The following is an 18,393-nucleotide window of genomic DNA, read 5'->3' as shown; positions in this document are numbered from 1 at the left end:
CCACGGCGTCGTCGGTCCGGCCGGCGACGGGCGAGCCGATCGGGATGTCGGTGCCGGCGCCCAGCCGGGACAGCAGGGCGGCCAGCGCGGCCTGGAAGACCATGAAGAGGCTGGCGCCGTTGGCGCGGGCCAGGCCGGTCAGCGCGGCGTGGGCGGCGGCCGGGAGGGCGAAGTCGATCCGGTCGCCGCCGTGCGAGGCGACGGCGGGGCGCGTCCGGTCGGCCGGGAGCGTCAGTTCCCCGGGCAGCCCGGCCAGGGCCTCGCGCCAGTACGCGAGCTGGCGGCCCAGCGGCGAGGCGGGGTCGTCCTGCGAGCCGAGGACGGCTCGCTGCCACAGGGTGTAGTCGGCGTAGCTCACCGGCAGCGGCGCCCAGGCGGGCGGCTGTCCCGTGTGCCGTGCCGTGTATGCGGTTGCCAGGTCGTCGGCGAGGACCCGTACCGACCAGCCGTCGGCGGCGATGTGGTGGACGAGCAGGAGCAGGACGTGTTCTTCGGGGCCCGTCGCGAACAGCCAGGCGCGGGCAGGTGGTTCGGCGGTCAGGTCGAAGGGGTGGCGGGCCGCCTCGGCGAGGCGTTCCCCGATGCCGTCGGCCGCGTCCTCGACGACGGTCGGCTCCAGGCCGGCCGGTTCCCCGACGACCTGCCGGGCGCCCTGCGCGTCCTCGGCGAAGACGGTGCGCAGCGGCTCGTGGCGGGCGACGAGGTCGGCGAGGGCGGAGCGCAGCGCGGCCCGGTCCAGTGGGCCGGTCAGCCGCAGGGCGAGGGGCATGTTGTACGTCGCGGAGGGGCCTTCGAACCCGTGCAGGAACCAGAGCCGTTCCTGCGCGAGGGACAGCGGTATCCGCTCCGGGCGGGGCGTGGCCGGGGTGACGGCGGGCCGGGCGTCCGCGGCGTCGTCGAGCAGCGCGGCCAGCGCCGCGACGGTGGGTGCCTCGAAGACCTGGCGGATGGTGAGTTCGGCGCCCAGGACCGAGCGGATGCGGCTGACCAGGCGGGTCACCAGCAGGGAGTGGCCGCCGAGGTCGAAGAAGGAGTCGTCGACGCCGGCCCGGGGCACGCCGAGCACCTCGGCGAACAGGCCGCACAGGAGCTCCTCGCGGGGGTCGCGCGGGGCGCGTCCGCCGCCGCCCGCGGCGTGTCCGGGCGCCGGGAGGGCCTTGCGGTCCAGCTTGCCGTTGGCCGTCACCGGCAGCGCGTCCAGCACCATGACGGCCGACGGCACCATGTGGTCCGGCAGTTCGCGTGCCGCGTGCGCCCGTACGGCGGCGCCGTCCAGTCCGGTGCCGGCCGCCGGCACCAGGTAGGCGACCAGCCGCTGGTCGCCGGGCCGGTCCTCACGGACCACGACCGCGGTCTGCGCCACGTCCGGGTGGGCGGCGAGCACCGCCTCGATCTCGCCGGGTTCGACGCGCTGACCGCGGATCTTGACCTGGTCGTCGGCGCGGCCCAGGAACTCCAGGTGGCCGTCGGCGTGCCAGCGCGCGAGGTCGCCGGTGCGGTACATCCGCGTGCCGGGCGCCCCGAACGGGCAGGCCACGAACCGCTCGGCGGTCAGCCCGGCGCGGTGCAGATAGCCGTGTGCCAGCTGCACGCCCGCCAAGTACAGCTCGCCCGGCACTCCGGGCGCGGCCGGGTTGAGCGCCGCGTCCAGCACGTACGTGCGGGTGTTCCACACGGGCCGCCCGATGGGCACCGTCCCGGTGTGTTCGTCGCCGCAGGCCCAGGACGTGACGTCCACCGACGCTTCCGTGGGCCCGTACAGGTTGTGCAGCGAGGCGTCCAGTGTGCGCGCGAACCGTGCGCGTACCTCGCCCGACAGAGCCTCGCCGCTGCACACCACCCGTACCAGGCTGGTGCAGCCGGCCGCGGCGGGCTCGGCCAGGAACGCCTGGAGCATCGACGGTACGAAGTGCGCGGTGGTGATCCGCTCGCGGCGGATCACCTCGGCCAGGTACGCGGGGTCCTTGTGGCCCTCCGGCCGCGCCACCACCAGGACGGCGCCGGTCAGCAGCGGCCAGAAGAACTCCCACACCGACACGTCGAACCCGGCCGGGGTCTTCTGGAGCACCCGGTCGGCGGCGGTCAGGCCGTACGTGTCCTGCATCCACAGCAGTCGGTTGACCACGCCGCGGTGCGGTACGACGACGCCCTTGGGGCGGCCGGTGGAGCCCGAGGTGTAGATGACGTAGGCGGGCAGGCCGGGTGTGAGGGCGGTGTCCGGGGCCGCCCCGTCCTCCCGCGCCAGCGCTTCGCGCACGTCGGGCGAGTCCAGGACGAGCCGCGTGGTGCCGGGCGTCGCGGCCGCCGTTCTCGCGGTGTCCGAGACGGTCAGTACGAGGCTCGGCGCGGCGTCCTGAAGGACGTAGCCGATGCGGTCGGCCGGGTAGTCGGCGTCCACGGGGACGTACGCGGCTCCCGCCTTGAGGACGGCGAGCAGCGCGACGACCAGTCCGGCCGACCGGGGCACGAGCACGGCGACCCGGGCGCCGGGCCCGGTGCCGTGCCGGGCCAGCAGCCGGGCCAGCCGGTTCGCCCGCGCGTCCAGTTCGGCGTACGTCAGCGACTCGCCCTCGTACACCAGCGCCTCGGCATCCGGTATACGGGCCGCCTGCGCGGCGAACAGCTCCGGCACGGTGGCCGGAGCCACCTCGTGCGCGGTGGCGTTCCACTCTTCCAGCACCCGGCGCCGCTCGTCGTCGGCGAGCAGTGAGATGCGGCCCACCGGGCGGGCCGGGTCGCGCACGAGCACGTCCAGGACCCGGCCCAGCCGGTCGAGGACGGTCTGTGCCGCCGCCTCGTCGAAGACGTCCGGCCGGTGGTCCAGTCGGAAGGCCAGCCGCTCGCCGGGGGCGGTGATCAGCGCGAGCGGGTAGTGCGTGGCGTCCCGGGTGGCGACGCCGGTGACGTGCAGGGCGTTGCCCAGGGCGCGGCGGCCGGCGCCGCTGGACGGGTAGTTCTGGAAGACGCAGAGGGTGTCGAAGAGTTCGCCGGCCGCGGTCTGCCGCTGGATCTCGGAGAGCCCCAGGTGCTGGTGGGCGGTCAGCCGGGACTGTTCGGCCTGGAGCCGCCGCAGCATCGCTTCGAGGGTCTCGTCGGGCCGGATGCGGTGCCGCAGCGGCAGGGTGTTGATGAACAGGCCCACCATCGACTCGACGCCGTCGACCTCCGGCGGGCGTCCGTTGACCGTGATGCCGGCGACCACGTCGGACCGCCCCGTAAGGCTCGCCAGGACCAGCGCCCAGGCGCCCTGTACGACGGTGCTGAGCGTCAGCCCGCGCTCGCGGGCCCAGCCGGTCAGCGCGGCGGTGTCCTGTGCGGTGAGCCGGAGGTGGGCCTCCTCGGGCATGGCCGGTTCGCGGTCGGCGCCCGGCGCGACGAGCGTGCCCTCCTCCAGACCGGACAGGGCGTCGGCCCAGGCCTCCCGCGCCTGGTCGCGGTCCTGCGCGGCGAGCCAGGTCAGATAGCCGCGGTACGGCGTCACCGGGGGCAGCGTGCCGTCCGCTCCCCCGTTCTCGTACAGCGCGAACAGCTCGCGGGCCAGGAGCGGCAGCGACCAGCCGTCGTACAGCAGGTGGTGGCTGGTCAGCAGGAAGCGGTACGCGCCGCCGCCGAGCCGGATCAGGGTGCAGCGCATCAGCGGAGGGCTTGCCAGGTCGAAGCGGCGCACCCGGTCCTCGGCGGCGATGCGGTCCGCCTCGGCAGCCCGCTCGGCGGCGGGCCGCGCGCTCAGGTCGATGTCCTCCCACACCGGCTCGACGGCCCGCAGGACGAGCTGGGCCCACTCGCCCGTCCTGCGCTGCCGGAAGCAGGCGCGCAGCGGCGCGTGGCGGCGCAGCAGGGCCGCGACGGCGGCGCGCAGGGCGTCGGTGTCCAGGGGGTCGGCCAGGTCGAAGACCGTCTGTGCCGTGTAGACGTCGTTGCCCGACCGGTCGTAGACGCTGTGGAACAGCAGGCCCTCCTGCAACGGGGAGAGCGGAAAGATGTCCTCGATGGCCCGCTTCTGTCGGCTCACTGCAGCGTCTCCCACTCCTGCGTCAACTCTTCCTCGAACTCGTCGATCTCCTGCTGGCCTATGGAGGACAGCGCCACGTCGGACGGGGTGAGCCCGCCGGCGTCGGGGTGGTGCGCGTGCTCGGCGAGCGCTTCCAGGGCCCGGAACCAGCACCGGGCCAGGTCGCGGACGCCGTCCTCGGACAGCAGCCGTCCGGCCCAGGTCCACACGGCCACCAGTTCGGGGCCCTGCGGGGTGTCGCGGGTGGCGGCGCTCAGTTCCAGCACGTGGGACAGCGGCATGTCCGGGTCGTGGTCGGGGCCGGTGGCGGCGCCCGTCTCGACGGTCCAGTCACCGGCCTCGTCGCCGGTGCCGACCGCGTAGCGCCCGAGGTAGTTGAAGGCGATCTCGGGGCGCGGGTGCCGGGCGAGCCGCGGTGCGGTGTCCGGGGCGAGGTAGCGCGCCAGGCCGTAGCCCATGCCGCGGTCCGGAGCGGCGCGCAGCTGTTCCTTGGTGCGCTTGATCAGGTCGCCCGCGGCCCGTCCGCCGGCGAAGGCGTCGGCCCGGTCGAACGGTCCCGGGTCCAGCCGTACGGGGTGGATGTCGGTGAACCAGCCGACGGTGCGGGACAGGTCGGTGCCGCCGCCCGCGAAGTCCTCCGCCCGGCCGTGGCCTTCGAGGTCCAGCAGGACCCCGGTGGCCGTTCCGGCGGGTGGTGTGTCGCGGGTGGCGTGCCATTCGGCGGCGGCGAGGGCGAAGGCCGCCAGCAGGACGTCGTCCACACCGGCACGGAACACCTCCGGCACGGTGCCCAGTACGGCTTCGGTGACGGACGACGGCAAGGTCACGGAGAGCGACCCGGCCGTGGAGTGGGTGTCGTGCTCCGGGTCGAGGGCGTTGGCGCCGAGCCGGGGGCCGGGGGTGGCCACCGTGTCGGTCCACAGGGCCAGTTCCTCGGGGGTGAGCGGGTCGGCGGCGCGCGCCTGCAAGCGCTGTGCCCAGCGGCGCAAGGGGGTGCCGACGGGCTGGAGGGCGGAGGTGCGGCCTGCGGCCAGCTCCCGGTACGCCTCGGCCAGGTCGGGCAGCAGGATGCGCCAGGACACACCGTCGACGACCAGGTGGTGGATGACCAGCAGGAGTCTGCCCTGCCGGTGCGGCCCGGCGTCGAACCACACCGCCTGCACCATCACACCGTCCTCCGGCGCGAGCCGGGCGCGGGCGGCGGTGCCCTCTTCGAGCAGCAGCGCGCGGAAGCGGTCGGGGTCCGGGGCGGCGGCCGTCGCGTCGACCCGGCGCAGCAGCGCCGTGGCCGTGGCCCGGCCGCCCTCCGGTATCTCCAGCTCCCACCCGCTCCCGGTGACGTGCAGCCGCATGTTCAGGGCGTCGTGGTGGTCGAGGACCGCTTGCAGGGCTCCGGTGAGGTGCTCCTCCCGCAGTCCGGCGGGGACGCGTACGACCTGCGACTGGCTGAACCGTGCGATGGGGCCGCCGAGTTCGCGGAGCCAGTGGATGACGGGGGTCGGCGGCACCGGTCCGGTACGCCCCGCGGAGTCGGCCGCGGTGTCCGCGCTGTCGTCCACGCGCCGGACGGCGCGGGCCAGTCCGGCCGCCGTCTGGTGCTCGAAGACGTCGCGTACGGACATCTCGTACCCGGCCCTGCGGACCTTGCTGACGAGCTGGATGGCCATGATGCTGTCGCCGCCGAGGGCGAAGAACCCTTCGTCCAGGCTCGCTTCGGGCAGCCCGAGCACCTCGGCGAACAGGCTGCCGAGCAGCGCCTCGCGCTCGTCGCGCGGGGCCCGGCGGCCCGTCGTCTCCCCGTACTCCGGGCGGGGCAGGGCCCGGCGGTCCACCTTGCCGTTGGGGGTCAGCGGCAGGGCGCCGAGGACGACGACCGCCGAGGGCACCATGTAGTCGGGCAGTTCACCGGCGAGGTGCCCGCGCAGCGCTTCGGTGTCCAGGGACGGGGCGCGGGTGCCGTCGCCGTCCGCGTCGCCGGCGGCCGGTACGACGTAGGCCGCCAGCCGCCGGTCGCCCGGCCGGTCCTCGCGGACCAGGACCGCACTCTGCGCAACGCCCGGGTGGCGGGCCAGCACGGCCTCGATCTCGCCCGGTTCGATACGGAAACCGCGCAGCTTGACCTGGTCGTCGGCGCGGCCCGCGAACTCGACCACGCCGTCCGCCGTCCACCGCGCGAGGTCGCCCGTGCGGTACATGCGGGAGCCGGGGGCGCCGAAGAGGGCGCCGTGCGGGTCGGCGGTGAAGCGTTCGGCGGTCGGCGCGGGCCGTCCGGCGTAGCCGCGGGCCAGGCCCGCCCCGGCGATGTACAGCTCACCGGCGACGCCGGGCGGCACCGGGCGCAGCGCGGCGTCCAGGACGTACACCCGCATGTTGTCCAGCGGCCGCCCGACGGGCACCGTGCGCGGCACCGGGTCGTGCGGGCGCAGGGGGTGGGCCAGTGCGAACGTGGTGGTCTCGGTGGGGCCGTAGCCGTCGACGACGGTGGTGTCCGGGCACGCCTCGCGTACGCGCCGTACGGCCTCGGCGGGCACCGCGTCGCCGCCCGCCCACACCTCCCGCACGCCGCGCAGGCAGCCGGGCGCCTCCTCGGCGACGACCCGGAACAGGCCGGCGGTCAGCCACAGCGCGGTCACCGCGTGCCGGTCCAGCACTGCCTGAAGGGCGGGTACGTCCAGGTCGCCGGGCGGCGCGACGACGATCCGGCCGCCGTTGAGCAGCGGGACCCACAGTTCGTAGGTCGAGGCGTCGAAGGCGCGGGCCGACTGGAGCAGCACCCGGCGGTGCGCGTCCCCGGCGAAGCGCCGGTCGAAGGCGAGCTGGGCGACGTCGCGCTGGGTGACGGCGACGCCCTTGGGCGTGCCGGTGGAGCCGGAGGTGTACATCACGTACGCCAGGTGGTCCGGCAGCGCATCGCCGGGCAGTTCCGCGGCGACCGTAGTGCCCGGGGCGTCCGGGTCCGGCTCGTCCACGACGACCACCGGCACGCCCAGTTCGGCGGCGCGCGCGGCCAGGGCGCGGTCGGCGACCACGACGGGGGCGCCGGTGTCCTGGACGACGTGCCGCAGCCGGGCGGGCGGGTCGGTGAGGTGCAGCGGTACGTACGCGCCACCGGCCTTGAGGATGCCCAGGACCGCCACCGGCACGTGCACGGAGCGCTCCGTCAGCAGCGCGACCGGGGTTTCCCTGCACACACCGAGGGCGGCCAGGCGGCCGGCGAGGGCGGTGGCGCGGGCGTCCAGCCCGGCGTAGGTCAGCTCCGCGTCGTCGCCCGTCACGGCGACGGCGTCCGGGGTGCGCTCGGCCTGGGCGGCGAACAGCTGCGCCAGGCCGCCTTCCGGCACCTCGCGGGCGGTGTCGTTCCACGTGACGAGCACGCGTTGCCGCTCGTCCTCGTCGAGGATGCCGAAGTCGCCGATCCGGCGGTCCGGGTGCCCGGCGATCTCCGCCAGGAGGCGGGCCAGGCGTCGTACGAGCAGCTGTGCGGTGCCCGGCTCGAAGAGGTCCGTGCGGTACTCCAGCCCGGCGCGCAGTCCGGCCGGGCCGCCGTCGGCGCCGTAGCGCTCCTCCACGGCGAAGTTCAGGTCGAACTTGGCGGCGCCGGTACCGGTGTGCTGCCGGGTGACGGTCAGTCCGGCGAGCCGGGCGACGGTCTCCAGGGCCGTGTTCCGGTCGTGGCCGTCCACCCGCAGCATCACCTGGAACAGCGGGTGACGCCCCAGGGACCGCTCCGGGTTCAGCTCCTCGACCAGCCTCTCGAAGGGCACGTCCTGGTGCGCGTAGGCGGCCAGGTCGCTCTCCCGTACGCGTGCGAGCAGGTCGGTGAAGCGGGGGTCGCCGCCGGTGTCGGCGCGCAGCACCAGGGTGTTGACGAAGAAGCCGACCAGGTCCTCCAGCGCCTCGTCGTCGCGGCCGGCGACCGGTGTGCCGATCGGGATGTCCGCGCCGGCGCCGTGCCGGGTGAGGAGGACGGCCAGTGCGGCGTGCACGACCATGAGCAGGCTGGTGCCGGTCTCCCGGGTCAGCCGCAGCAGCGCCCGGTGCGTCTCGGGGGAGATGTCGGCGGCGGTCTCGGCGCCGTCCTCGGAGGCGGCGGCGGGGCGGGGGTGGTCGGCCGGCAGCGCCAGTTCGGCGGGCAGGTCCGCCAGCGCCTGCCGCCAGTGGGCGAGCTGGCGGGCCAGGACGGAGCCGGGGTCGCTTTCGGTGCCGAGCAGGTCGTGCTGCCAGAGGCTGTAGTCGGCGTAGCGCACGGGCAGCGGCGCGTAGTCGGGTGCGCGGCCTGCCGTACGGGCCTCGTAGGCGGTGACCAGGTCGCGGGCCAGCGGCGGCAGCGACCAGCCGTCGGCGGCGGCGTGGTGGATCACCAGCAGCAGGACGTGTTCCTCGGGCGCCACGGCGAACAGGTGCGCCCGGAACGGCGCGTCGGTCATCAGGTCGATGCCGGTTCCGGCGGCGTCCGCCAGGTGCTGTTCCAGTGGCCGGTCGCCGACGTCCGTGACGGGCAGGTCCCGGTGCACGGACCCACGGGGCAGCACGTTCTGGTACGGCCCTTCGGAGTCCTCCGCGAAGACCGTGCGCAGCGGTTCGTGGCGGTCGGCCACGTCGGCGAGGGCCGCTTGCAGGGCCGCCCGGTCCAGGGTGCCGTCCAGCCGCAGGGCGGCGGCGATGTTGTAGGCGGGGCTGGGCCCGTGGAGGTGCTGGAGGAACCACAGCCGCTGCTGTGCGTACGACAGCGGGATGCGGGTGACGGACGGGTCGGCGGGGGTGAGCGGGGTGCGGGCGCGGCCCGCCGTGGCGAGGACGGCCGCGAGGCGTTCGACGGTGGGCGCGTCGAAGACCTGCCGGATGGACAGTTCGGTGCCGAACGCGGCGCGTACGCGCCCCGCCAGGCGGGTGACCAGCAGGGAGTGGCCGCCGAGGGCGAAGAAGTCGTCGTCGACGGCGACCCGCTCCACGCCGAGCACGTCGGCGAAGACGGCGCACAGGGCCGCTTCGCGCTCGTCGCGCGGCCCGCGGCCCGAGGAGAGCGCCCCGAAGTCCGGGTCGGGCAGCGCGCGCCGGTCCAGCTTCCCGTTGGGGGTGAGCGGGAACGCGTCCACCACGACGACCGCCGACGGCACCATGTAGTCCGGCAGCACCCCGGCCGCGAAGTCGCGGACCCCGGCCGGGCCGGGCTCGCGCCCCGGCGCCGGCCGGACGTAGCCCGCCAGGCGCCCGCCCCGCACCGCCACGGCCGCCTGGCCCACGTCCGGGTGCCGGGCCAGCACCGTCTCGACCTCGCCCAGCTCGATGCGGAAGCCGCGCACCTTGACCTGGTCGTCGGCCCGGCCGAGGAAGACCAGGTTGCCGTCGGGCAGCAGCCTGACCACGTCGCCCGTGCGGTACATGCGCGCGGACGGGACCCCGGCGTACGGGTCGGCGACGAAGTCGGCGGCGGTGCGGCGCGGGTTGTTCAGGTAGCCGCGGCCGACGGCGGAGCCGCCGACGTAGAGGGTGCCGCGGGAGCCGGGCGCGACCGGCTGCAGCCAGTCGTCGAGGAGGTAGAGGCGGGCGTTGTCGGTGGGGCGGCCGAAGGGGACGCTGGGCTGCGCCCGGTGGGCGTCGAGCAGGTCCGCGGTGATCGGGCAGGTCGCGGAGGTGACGGTGGCCTCGGTGGGCCCGTACTCGTTGAAGATCTCGCAGTCGTCGCGGGTGACCGCGAGGAGCCGCCGGGCCACGTCCGCGGGCACCGCCTCGGCGCCGGTGAACACCAGGCGCACGGTGGCCAGGCTCGCGGCCGTGTCGCCGTCGGCGCCCAGGAGCATCCGCAGCTGGGAGGGCGTGGCGTTCAGCGAGGTGATCCGCGCTTCCCGTACGACGCGCAGGAAGCGCTCGGGGTCGTAGGCGGTCTCCGCGGGCACCAGGTGCAGCCGGGCGCCGGAGACGAGGCACTGGAAGATTTCCCACACGGAGTTGTCGAAGGCCACCGAGTGGTTCTGCAGCACCGCGTCGTCGGTCGTCAGGGCGCACACCCGCTGGTTCCAGGCGAGGAAGCCGGCGATGGAGGCGTGGCTGACGGCGACGCCCTTGGGGCGGCCGGTGGACCCCGACGTGTAGATCACGTACGCGAGGTTCGCGGGCCGGGCGCCGGGGCCGGGCAGGGCCGGGCCGGGGTCGCCGTCCGCCGTGCCGGTGTCCCACGGCCCGTCCAGGAAGACCGGCCGTACGTGCTCGTCGAAGAGACCGTCCTCGATGACGCCGTGCCGGGTCAGCACCAGCCGGGCGCCGCTGTCGGCGGCCACGTGGCGCAGCCGCTCCACGGGGTACTCCGGGTCCAGCGGTACGTACGGCGCGCCCGCCTTGAGGACCGCGAGCATCGCGACGACCTGGTCCACCGAGCGGGGCAGCACGAGCGCCACCGGTTCCTCGGGGCGGGCGCCGCGGTCCACGAGCAGGCGGGCCAGGCGGGCGGCGCGGGCGTCCAGTTCGGCGTAGGTGAGCTGTTCGTCCTCGTGGACGACGGCGACGTGGCCGGGGGTGCGCGCGGCCTGCGCCTCGAAGAGGCCGTGCAGGGTCCGCGGCCCGGCCGGTTCGGCGCGGGCCGGGTTCCACGTCTCCAGCAGGTCGTGGCGCTCGGCGGGGTCGAGTACGGCGACCTCGCCGATCCGCAGGTCCGGCCGGTCGGCGAGGGCCCGCAGCACGCGCAGCAGCCGGGCCGTCAGGCGCTCGACGGTGCCGCGGTCGAAGAGGTCCGTGGCGTACTCGGCCCGGCCCGTCATCCCGGCGGGCGCGCCGTCCGGGCCGGGCAGTTCGCCGAGGTGGAAGGAGAGGTCGAACTTGGCGATGTCCAGCGGCAGCGGCTCCGGCCGCAGGGTGAGGCCGGGCAGCTCCAGGCCGGTCCCGGTGTCGTTCTGGAAGGCCAGCATCACCTGGAACAGCGGGTGCCGCGCTGCCGACCGGACCGGGTTGAGGATCTCCACCAGCCGTTCGAAGGGCAGGTCCTGGTGGGCGTAGGCGCCGAGGCCGGCCTCGCGCAGCCGGCCGATCAGCTCCCGGAACGTCGGCGAGCCGCTGGTGTCGGCGCGCAGTACCAGGGTGTTGACGAAGAAGCCGACCAGGTCGTCCAGGGCTTCGTCGGTCCGTCCTGCCACCGGCGAGCCGATCGGGATGTCGGTGCCCGCGCCGAGCCGGGTCAGCAGCGCCGCCAGTCCGGCCTGCACGACCATGAACAGGCTGGCGTCGCAGTCGCGGGCCAGCGCCAGCAGCTTGCCGTGCAGCTCCGCCTCGACGCGGAACGGCACCACCGCGCCCTGGTATCCGGCCGCCGCCGGGCGGGGCCGGTCCGTCGGCAGTTCCAGTTCCTCCGGCAGCCCGGCCAGCGTCCGGCGCCAGTAGGCGATCTGTTCGCCGGCCAGGCTGTCGGCGGTGTCCTCGGCGCCGAGGAGTTCGCGCTGCCAGAGCGCGTAGTCGGCGTACTGCACGGGCGGTTCCGGCAGCGTGGCCGGGCGGCCCTCCGTACGGGCCGTGTAGGCCGCGGCGAGGTCGCGGGCCAGCGGCGCCTTGGACCAGCCGTCCCCGGCGATGTGGTGGATCACCAGCACGAGTACGTGCTCTGCGGGCGCGACGGCGAACAGGCCCGCCCGCAGCGGCAGCCCGGCCGCCAGGTCGAAGCCGCGCCTTCCGAACGCGGCGATCCGCTCCGCGAGTTCTTCCTCGGCGACTTCGGTCACCGGCAGTTCCGGCACCGCGTCGGCGGCGTCCAGCACCACCTGGTACGGCTCCCCGTCCACGTCCTCGAACACCGTGCGCAGCGCCTCGTGCCGCGCGACGACGTCCGCCAGCGCCCCGGCCAGGGCGGCCCGGTCCAGCGCGCCGTGCAGGCGCAGCGCGACCGACATGTTGTACGTCGCGCCCGGCCCCTCCATGCGGTCGAGGAACCACAGCCGCCGCTGCGCGAACGACGCCGGGACGGCCTCCGGGCGCCGGGACCGTACGAGCGCGGGCCGCTCGCGGCCCTCCGGCCGCCAGGCGGGGCGTTCCGCCAGCCCCGCCACCGTCGGCGCGGCGAACAGGTCACGCACGGACAGGTCGGCGCCGAGCACGGCGCGGACCCGTGCGATCAGCCGGGTGCCGAGCAGGGAGTGGCCGCCCAGTTCGAAGAAGCCGTCGTCGATGCCGACCCGGGGCACGCCGAGCACGTCGGCGAAGATGCCGCACAGGATCTCCTCGCGCGGGGTGCGCGGCGGCCGGTGCGCGCCCGCCCGCTCCCGCTCGGGCACCGGCAGGGCCTTGCGGTCCAGCTTGCCGCTGGGCGACAGCGGCAGCGCGTCCAGGGGGACGACCACGGACGGCACCATGTAGTCGGGCAGTTCGCGTGCGGCGCGCTCGCGCACCGCACGGGGGTCGAGCGCGGCGCCCGCGGCGGGAACCGCGTAGGCCACCAGCCGCTGGTCCCCGGGCCAGTCCTCCCGGACCAGCACCACGGCCTGGGCGACCGCCGGGTCGGCGGCCACCACGGCCGCGATCTCCCCCGGCTCGACGCGCTGTCCGCGCAGCTTGACCTGGTCGTCCGCGCGGCCGACGAACTCCAGGTGGCCCGCGGGATGCCGGCGCACCACGTCGCCGGTGCGGTACATCCGCCCGCCCGGCTCGCCGTACGGGCAGGCCACGAAGCGTTCGGCGGTCAGCCCGTGGCGTCCCAGGTAGCCGCGGGCCAGCTGCACGCCCGCGAGGTAGAACTCCCCCGGTACGCCGGGCGGCACCGGCCGCAGGGCCTCGTTGAGGACGTAGACCCGGGTGTTCCACAGGGGCCGGCCGATCGGCACCGGCGCCGTGCCCTCGTCCGGGCCGCAGTCCCAGTAGGTCACCTCCACCGACGCCTCGGTGGGCCCGTAGAGGTTGTGCAGCGAGGCGCCGAGCAGTTCGGCGAAGCGGGCCCTGGTGCCGCCCTGGAGGGCTTCGCCGCTGCACAGCACCCGTACGAGGCTGGTGCAGCCGGCCGCGGTGGGCTCGGCCAGGAACGCCTGGAGCATCGACGGCACGAAGTGCGCGACGCTGACGCGCTCCCGGCGGATCAGGTCCGCCAGGTAGGCGGGGTCCTTGTGGCCCTCCGGCCGTGCCAGGACGAGGACCGCGCCGCTGATCAGCGGCCAGAAGAACTCCCATACGGACACGTCGAACCCGGCGGGCGTCTTCTGGAGCACCCGTTCCCCGGCGCCGGGGCCGTAGTGGTGCTCCATCCACAGCAGGCGGTTCACGACGCCCCGGTGCGGTACCACCACGCCCTTGGGGCGGCCGGTGGAGCCGGAGGTGTAGATGACGTACGCGGGGTGCCGGGGGTCGGTCGGGGTGCCCGGGTCCGTGCCGTCCTCGCGGGCGAGGGCCTGTGCCACCTCCGGCGCGTCCAGCACCAGTTCGGGCACGCCGGCCGCGTCGGCCGCTCCCCGCGAGCCGGTGTCCGAGAGGGTCAGTACGAGGCTCGGCGCGGCGTCCTGGAGGACGTAGCGGATGCGGTCGGCCGGGTAGTCGGCGTCCACGGGCACGTAGGCGGCACCGGCCTTGAGCACGCCCAGGAGGGCGGTCATGAGCTGGAGCGAGCGCGGCACCATGACCGCGACCCGGGACTCCGGTCCGGCGCCGTGCCGGGCCAGCAGCCGGGCCAGCCGGTTCGCCCGCGCGTCCAGTTCGGCGTACGTCAGCGACTCGCCCTCGTACACCAGCGCCTCGGCATCCGGTGTACGGGCCGCCTGCGCCGCGAACAGCTCCGCGACCGTGGCCGGAGCCACCTCTCGGTCGGTGGCGTTGTACCCCTCCAGCAGTTCCCGGCGCTCGGTGCCGGAGAGCACGTCCAGGTCCCGTACGCGGCGGTCCGGGTCGGCGCACGCCTGGTCCAGGACGCGCAGCAGACGCTCGACGAGGAGCCCGGCCGTGCGGCGCTCGAACAGTTCGGTGCTGTACTCCATGCCGCCGTACATGCCGGCCGGTTCCCCGTCGGCGGTGAAGCGCTCGCCGAGGTCGAGGGAGAAGTCGAACGGGGAGGTGCCGGTGTGGCTGGGCACCAGTTCCGCGTCGAGGCCGGGCACCGCGTTCATCGCGTTGACGCCGTCGTGGCGGTAGGTGTTCTGGAAGGCCAGCATGATCTGGAACAGCGGGCCGCGGTTGAGCGACCGTACGGGGTTCAGCGCCTCGACGACACGCTCGAAGGGGGCGTCCTGGTGGGCGTAGGCCGCCAGGTCGCTCTCCCGTACCCGGCCGAGGAGTTCGGCGAAGGAGGGGTTGCCGGACACGTCGGCGCGCAGCACCAGCGTGTTGACGAACACCCCGACGTTCGCCTCGACGGCCTCGTCCGTGCGCCCGGCGATCGGCGAGCCGACCGGGATGTCGGTGCCCGCGCCGAGCCTGCTGAGCAGGGCGGCGAGCGCGGCCTGTACGACCATGAAGACGCTGGCGTGGTGGGAGCGGGCCAGGTCGACCGTACAGGCGTGCAGGGCGGCCGGCACGTCGAACTCGAAGTGGTCGCCCGCGCCGGAGGAGACGGCGGGGCGCGGCCGGTCGGCGGGCAGCGCCAGGTCGTCGGGCAGTCCGGCCAGCGCCGTCTTCCAGTAGGCGAGCTGCCGGGAGACGACGCTTTCGGGGTCGTCCTCGGAGCCGAGCACTTCGCGCTGCCACAGGGTGTAGTCGGCGTAGTGCGCGGCCAGCGGCTCCCAGCCGGGGGCGCGGCCGTCGTGACGGGCGGTGTAGGCCGTGGCGAGGTCGCGCACCAGGCGGTCCATGGACCAGCCGTCCGCGGCGACGTGGTGGACGACCAGCAGCAGGACGTGTTCGGTCGCGGAGAGGGGGAACAGATGGGCGCGCAGCGGCGGTTGTGCGGCCAGGTCGAAGCGGGTGCGGGCGGCCCGGGCGAGTTCGCCGTCCAGGTCCTGCCGGGCGGTGGCGGTCACCGGCAGGCCGGGCCGGGCGTCCTCGGGGGCGAGGACCGTCTGCCACAGTCCGTCGGCGTCCTCCGTCAGCAGGGTGCGCAGCGGCTCGTGCCGGGACACGACATCGGCGAGGGCCGCGTGCAGGGCGTCCCGGTCGAGCGGGCCGGACAGCCGCAGCGCCGCGGGGATGTTGTGGGTGGCGGCGGCGTCCGCGGCCTCCATGCGGTCCAGCAGCCACCAGCGGTGCTGCGCGGGCGAGGCCGGTATCCGCGCGGGGCGGGCGGCGGCCGTCAGACGGGGCGGCGCGGCGCCGTCGGCCGTGGCGAGCACCCGGGCCAGGCCGGCCACGGTCGGCGTGCGGAAGATCTGGCGTACGGAGAGGTCGGCGCCGAACGCGGCGCGGGCGCGGGAGATCAGCCGGGTGGCGAGCAGCGAGTGCCCGCCCAGGGCGAAGAAGTCCTCGTCGACACCGACCCGCGGCACCCCGAGGACCTGCGCGAACAGCCCGCACAGGATCTCCTCCTGCGGGGTGCGGGGTGCCCGCTCCGCGGTGTCGGTGGCGTATTCGGGCGCGGGCAGCGCCGCGCGGTCCAGCTTGCCGTTGGGGGTCAGCGGCAGCTCGTCCAGCAGGACGACGGCGGACGGCACCATGTACTCGGGGAGCACGTCGGCCAGCTGTTCGCGCAGCGACTCGGGGTGGGCGCCGCCGTGCGGCACCGCGTAGGCGACCAGGCGGTGGTCGCCGGGCCGGTCCTCGCGGGCGATCACGACGGCCCGCGCGACCTCGGGCAGCCGCACCAGCCGGCCGGTGATCTCGCCCAGCTCGATCCGGTGGCCGCGGATCTTGACCTGGTCGTCCGCGCGCCCGACGAACTCCAGCGCCCCGTCGGGCAGCTGCCGCACCAGGTCGCCGGTGCGGTACATCCGGGCGCCGGGGTCGCCGTGCAGGTCCGCGTGCGGGTCGGCGACGAACCGTTCGGCGGTCAGTCCCGGGCGCGTCCAGTAGCCGCGGGCCAGTCCGGTGCCGGCGATGTACAGCTCCCCGGGCAGGCCCGGCGGCACCGGCTGGAGCGCGGCGTCCAGCACGTAGGCGCGGGTGTTCCAGAAGGGGCGCCCGATCGGCACCGGGCCTTCGGGGGTGGGCGCGCCGGGCTCCAGGCGGTGGTCGAGGCAGTTGACGGTGGCCTCGGTCGGGCCGTACGCGTTCACCACGACGGCGCCCGGGTGGCGGCGGCGCCAGGCGGCGAGCGCCCGCCCGTACAGCGCCTCGCCGCCGATGATCAGCATGTCGGCCGGCGACGCCTCGTCCGGCAGCGCGTCGAGGATCTCCAGATGGCTGGGGGTGACCTTCATGAACGAGGGCCGTCCGGTGCCGCGTACGGTCTCCGCCGTCAGCTCGCCCAGGTGGACGCAGCCGCCGCTGACGAGCGGTGTGTACAGGGCGGTGACGGTCAGGTCGAAGGCGACCGGCGAGTGCAGCAGGGAGGCGCCCGCGGCGGCCGGGTAGACCTCGCGGGCCCGCTGGAGGTAGGCCGCGAGGGAGCGGTGCTCGACGACGACGCCCTTGGGGCGGCCGGTCGAGCCGGAGGTGTAGATGACGTAGGCGGGGTGGCCGGGCAGCAGCGGGGCGGTGCGCTCGGCGTCGGTCACCGGGCCGGGGGTGGCGCCGGGGGTGCCGGGCTGATCCGTACCGTCCAGGTCCTCCGCCCCGTTCACGCCGTCCGGGCCGTCCGTGCCGTCCGTACCGTCCAGCAGGACGCGCCGCCCGGCCGGGACCGGGACCCGGTCGGCGAGCCCGGACGTGGTCAGTACCAGTGCCGGGCGGGCGTCCTCGGTCATGTAGCGGATGCGGTCCGCCGGGTAGTCCGGGTCCACCGGCACGTACGCGGCGCCCGACTTGACCACCGCGAGCAACGCGACGACCAGCTCCGTCGAGCGCGGCAGCAGAAGGGCCACGAACGTCTCCGGGCCCGCGCCGCGGCGGATCAGCCGCCGCGCCAGGCGGTCGGACCGCTCGTCCAGCTCCGCGTACGTGAGGGTACGGCCGTCCGCGGTGACGGCGGGCCGGTCCGGGGTGGCGGCGGCCTGCGCGGCCCACAGGCCGGGCAGCGAGGCGGCGGGCAGCGGCCGGGCGGTGTCGTTCCACTCCACGAGGGCGCGGCGGCGCTCGGCGGGGGCCAGCACGTCCACCCGGCCCACCGGGCGGGTGACGTCGGCGAGCAGACCGTCCAGGAAGGCCATGAACCGGTCGCGGTGCGCGGCCGGTTCGGCGTCGTCGTACACCGCGGGGTTGGCGTCGAAGTCGAGCCGGATGCCGCCGGCGCCGTCCGCGGCTCCGTAGGCGTGCACCGCGAGGTCCTTGACGCGGCCGGTCGACAGCTGCCGGGCCGTGACGGTGTGCTCTCCGAAGCAGACGCTCTGGTCGTAGGCGACGAGGTTGACGACGGGCCCGGTGAGCGGGTGCTCGCCGGAGCGTCCCAGGTCGCGCTGGAGATCCTCGCCCCGGTAACGCTGGTGCCGGATGGCGCGCAGCACCTGCCGGGCCACCTGTCCGGTCAGCTCTTCGAGGGTGTCGGACGGCCGGACCGCCAGGCGCAGCGGCACCTCGTTGGCGGACATGCCGGGAGTGGCGAGGGCGGCCGGGCCGGTGCGGCCTGCGACCGGGAAGCCGAGCACCAGGTCGCGGGCGGCGGTGGTGCGGTGCAGGTAGGCGGCGAGGGCGGCGGTCAGCACCACGGTCCAGCGGGTGCCGGCCGCGCGGGCCGCGTCCGTCAGCGCGCGGGTCCCCGCGTCGGTCAGCCACCGGGTGGCGCGCAGGTCGCTGTGGGCGGGCGGCGCGGACCCGGCGGCGAGCCGCACCGGCTCGGGCGGGGCGGCCAGCGCGTCGAGCCAGTGCGCGCGGTCCCGTTCGCGGGCGGGCGAGACCTGGTACGCGGCGTCCTCGTCGAGCAGGTCGCGCAGGCTGCCGAAGGGGGTGGCGGGCGGCTGGTCGCCCTTGCCCAGTGCGGTGTAGACCTCGGCGATGCGGCGGCAGTGCAGGGTCTGGCCCCAGCCGTCGAGGGCGATGTGGTGGTAGCGGAAGGCCAGCAGGTGGCGGTCGTCGGCCAGGCGCAGCAGAGCGTGTCCGTAGAGCGGGCCGCGGGTCAGGTCGGCGGGCACGGCCAGGTCCTCCCGCAGCCAGGCGAGGGCGGCCTCGTACGGGTCGGCCGCCGCGCCCATGTCCACGTGGCGGACCGGCGCGGTGCCGGTGACGGGGTACTGCCACAGCCCGTCCGCGTCCTCGGCGAACCGCACCCGCAGCGCCTCGGTGTCCTCGACGGCGCGGGCCACGGCCCGGTCGATCAGCGCCGGGTCGACCGGGCCGCCGATGTCGAAGAGGACACCGCAGTTGTAGAGCGGGTTGTCCGGCTCCAACTGCTGCGCGACCCACACCCCCAGCTGGGCCGCCGACGTGCCGTGACGCAGGGCCGTTCCACCCTCGGACAT

At 75.5% G+C, this 18,393-nt stretch carries 2 protein-coding genes (1 of these 2 running past the window's edge); both read right to left on the bottom strand.

Features of this window, described 5'->3' with window-relative positions; genetic code table 11:
- Nucleotides 1-4,012 carry the start of a non-ribosomal peptide synthase/polyketide synthase gene (locus ACFV57_RS24905; protein ID WP_385236350.1) on the bottom strand. The gene continues 13,397 nt to the left of window position 1, outside the view, so only the first 4,012 of its 17,409 coding nucleotides appear in the window; it begins with the start codon at nt 4,010-4,012; its stop codon lies beyond the left edge, outside the window.
- Nucleotides 4,009-18,393 carry an amino acid adenylation domain-containing protein gene (locus tag ACFV57_RS24900; protein WP_385236347.1) on the bottom strand — a complete coding sequence of 4,795 codons (14,385 nt, stop codon included), beginning with the start codon at nt 18,391-18,393 and terminating at the stop codon, nt 4,009-4,011. Before ACFV57_RS24900 ends, ACFV57_RS24905 begins: the two co-directional genes overlap by 4 nt.

The organism is Streptomyces sp. NPDC059788 (assembly GCF_042732265.1).
GTDB lineage: Bacteria > Actinomycetota > Actinomycetes > Streptomycetales > Streptomycetaceae > Streptomyces.
Note: the sequence above shows the minus strand (reverse complement) of the source record. Positions and strands in the feature narration are given on the sequence as shown.

Bases quoted from the DNA above. Each gene is read 5' to 3' on its own strand.
- ACFV57_RS24900 (WP_385236347.1), bottom strand. From the start codon at position 18,393: ATGTCCGAGGGTGGAACGGCCCTGCGTCACGGCACGTCGGCGGCCCAG.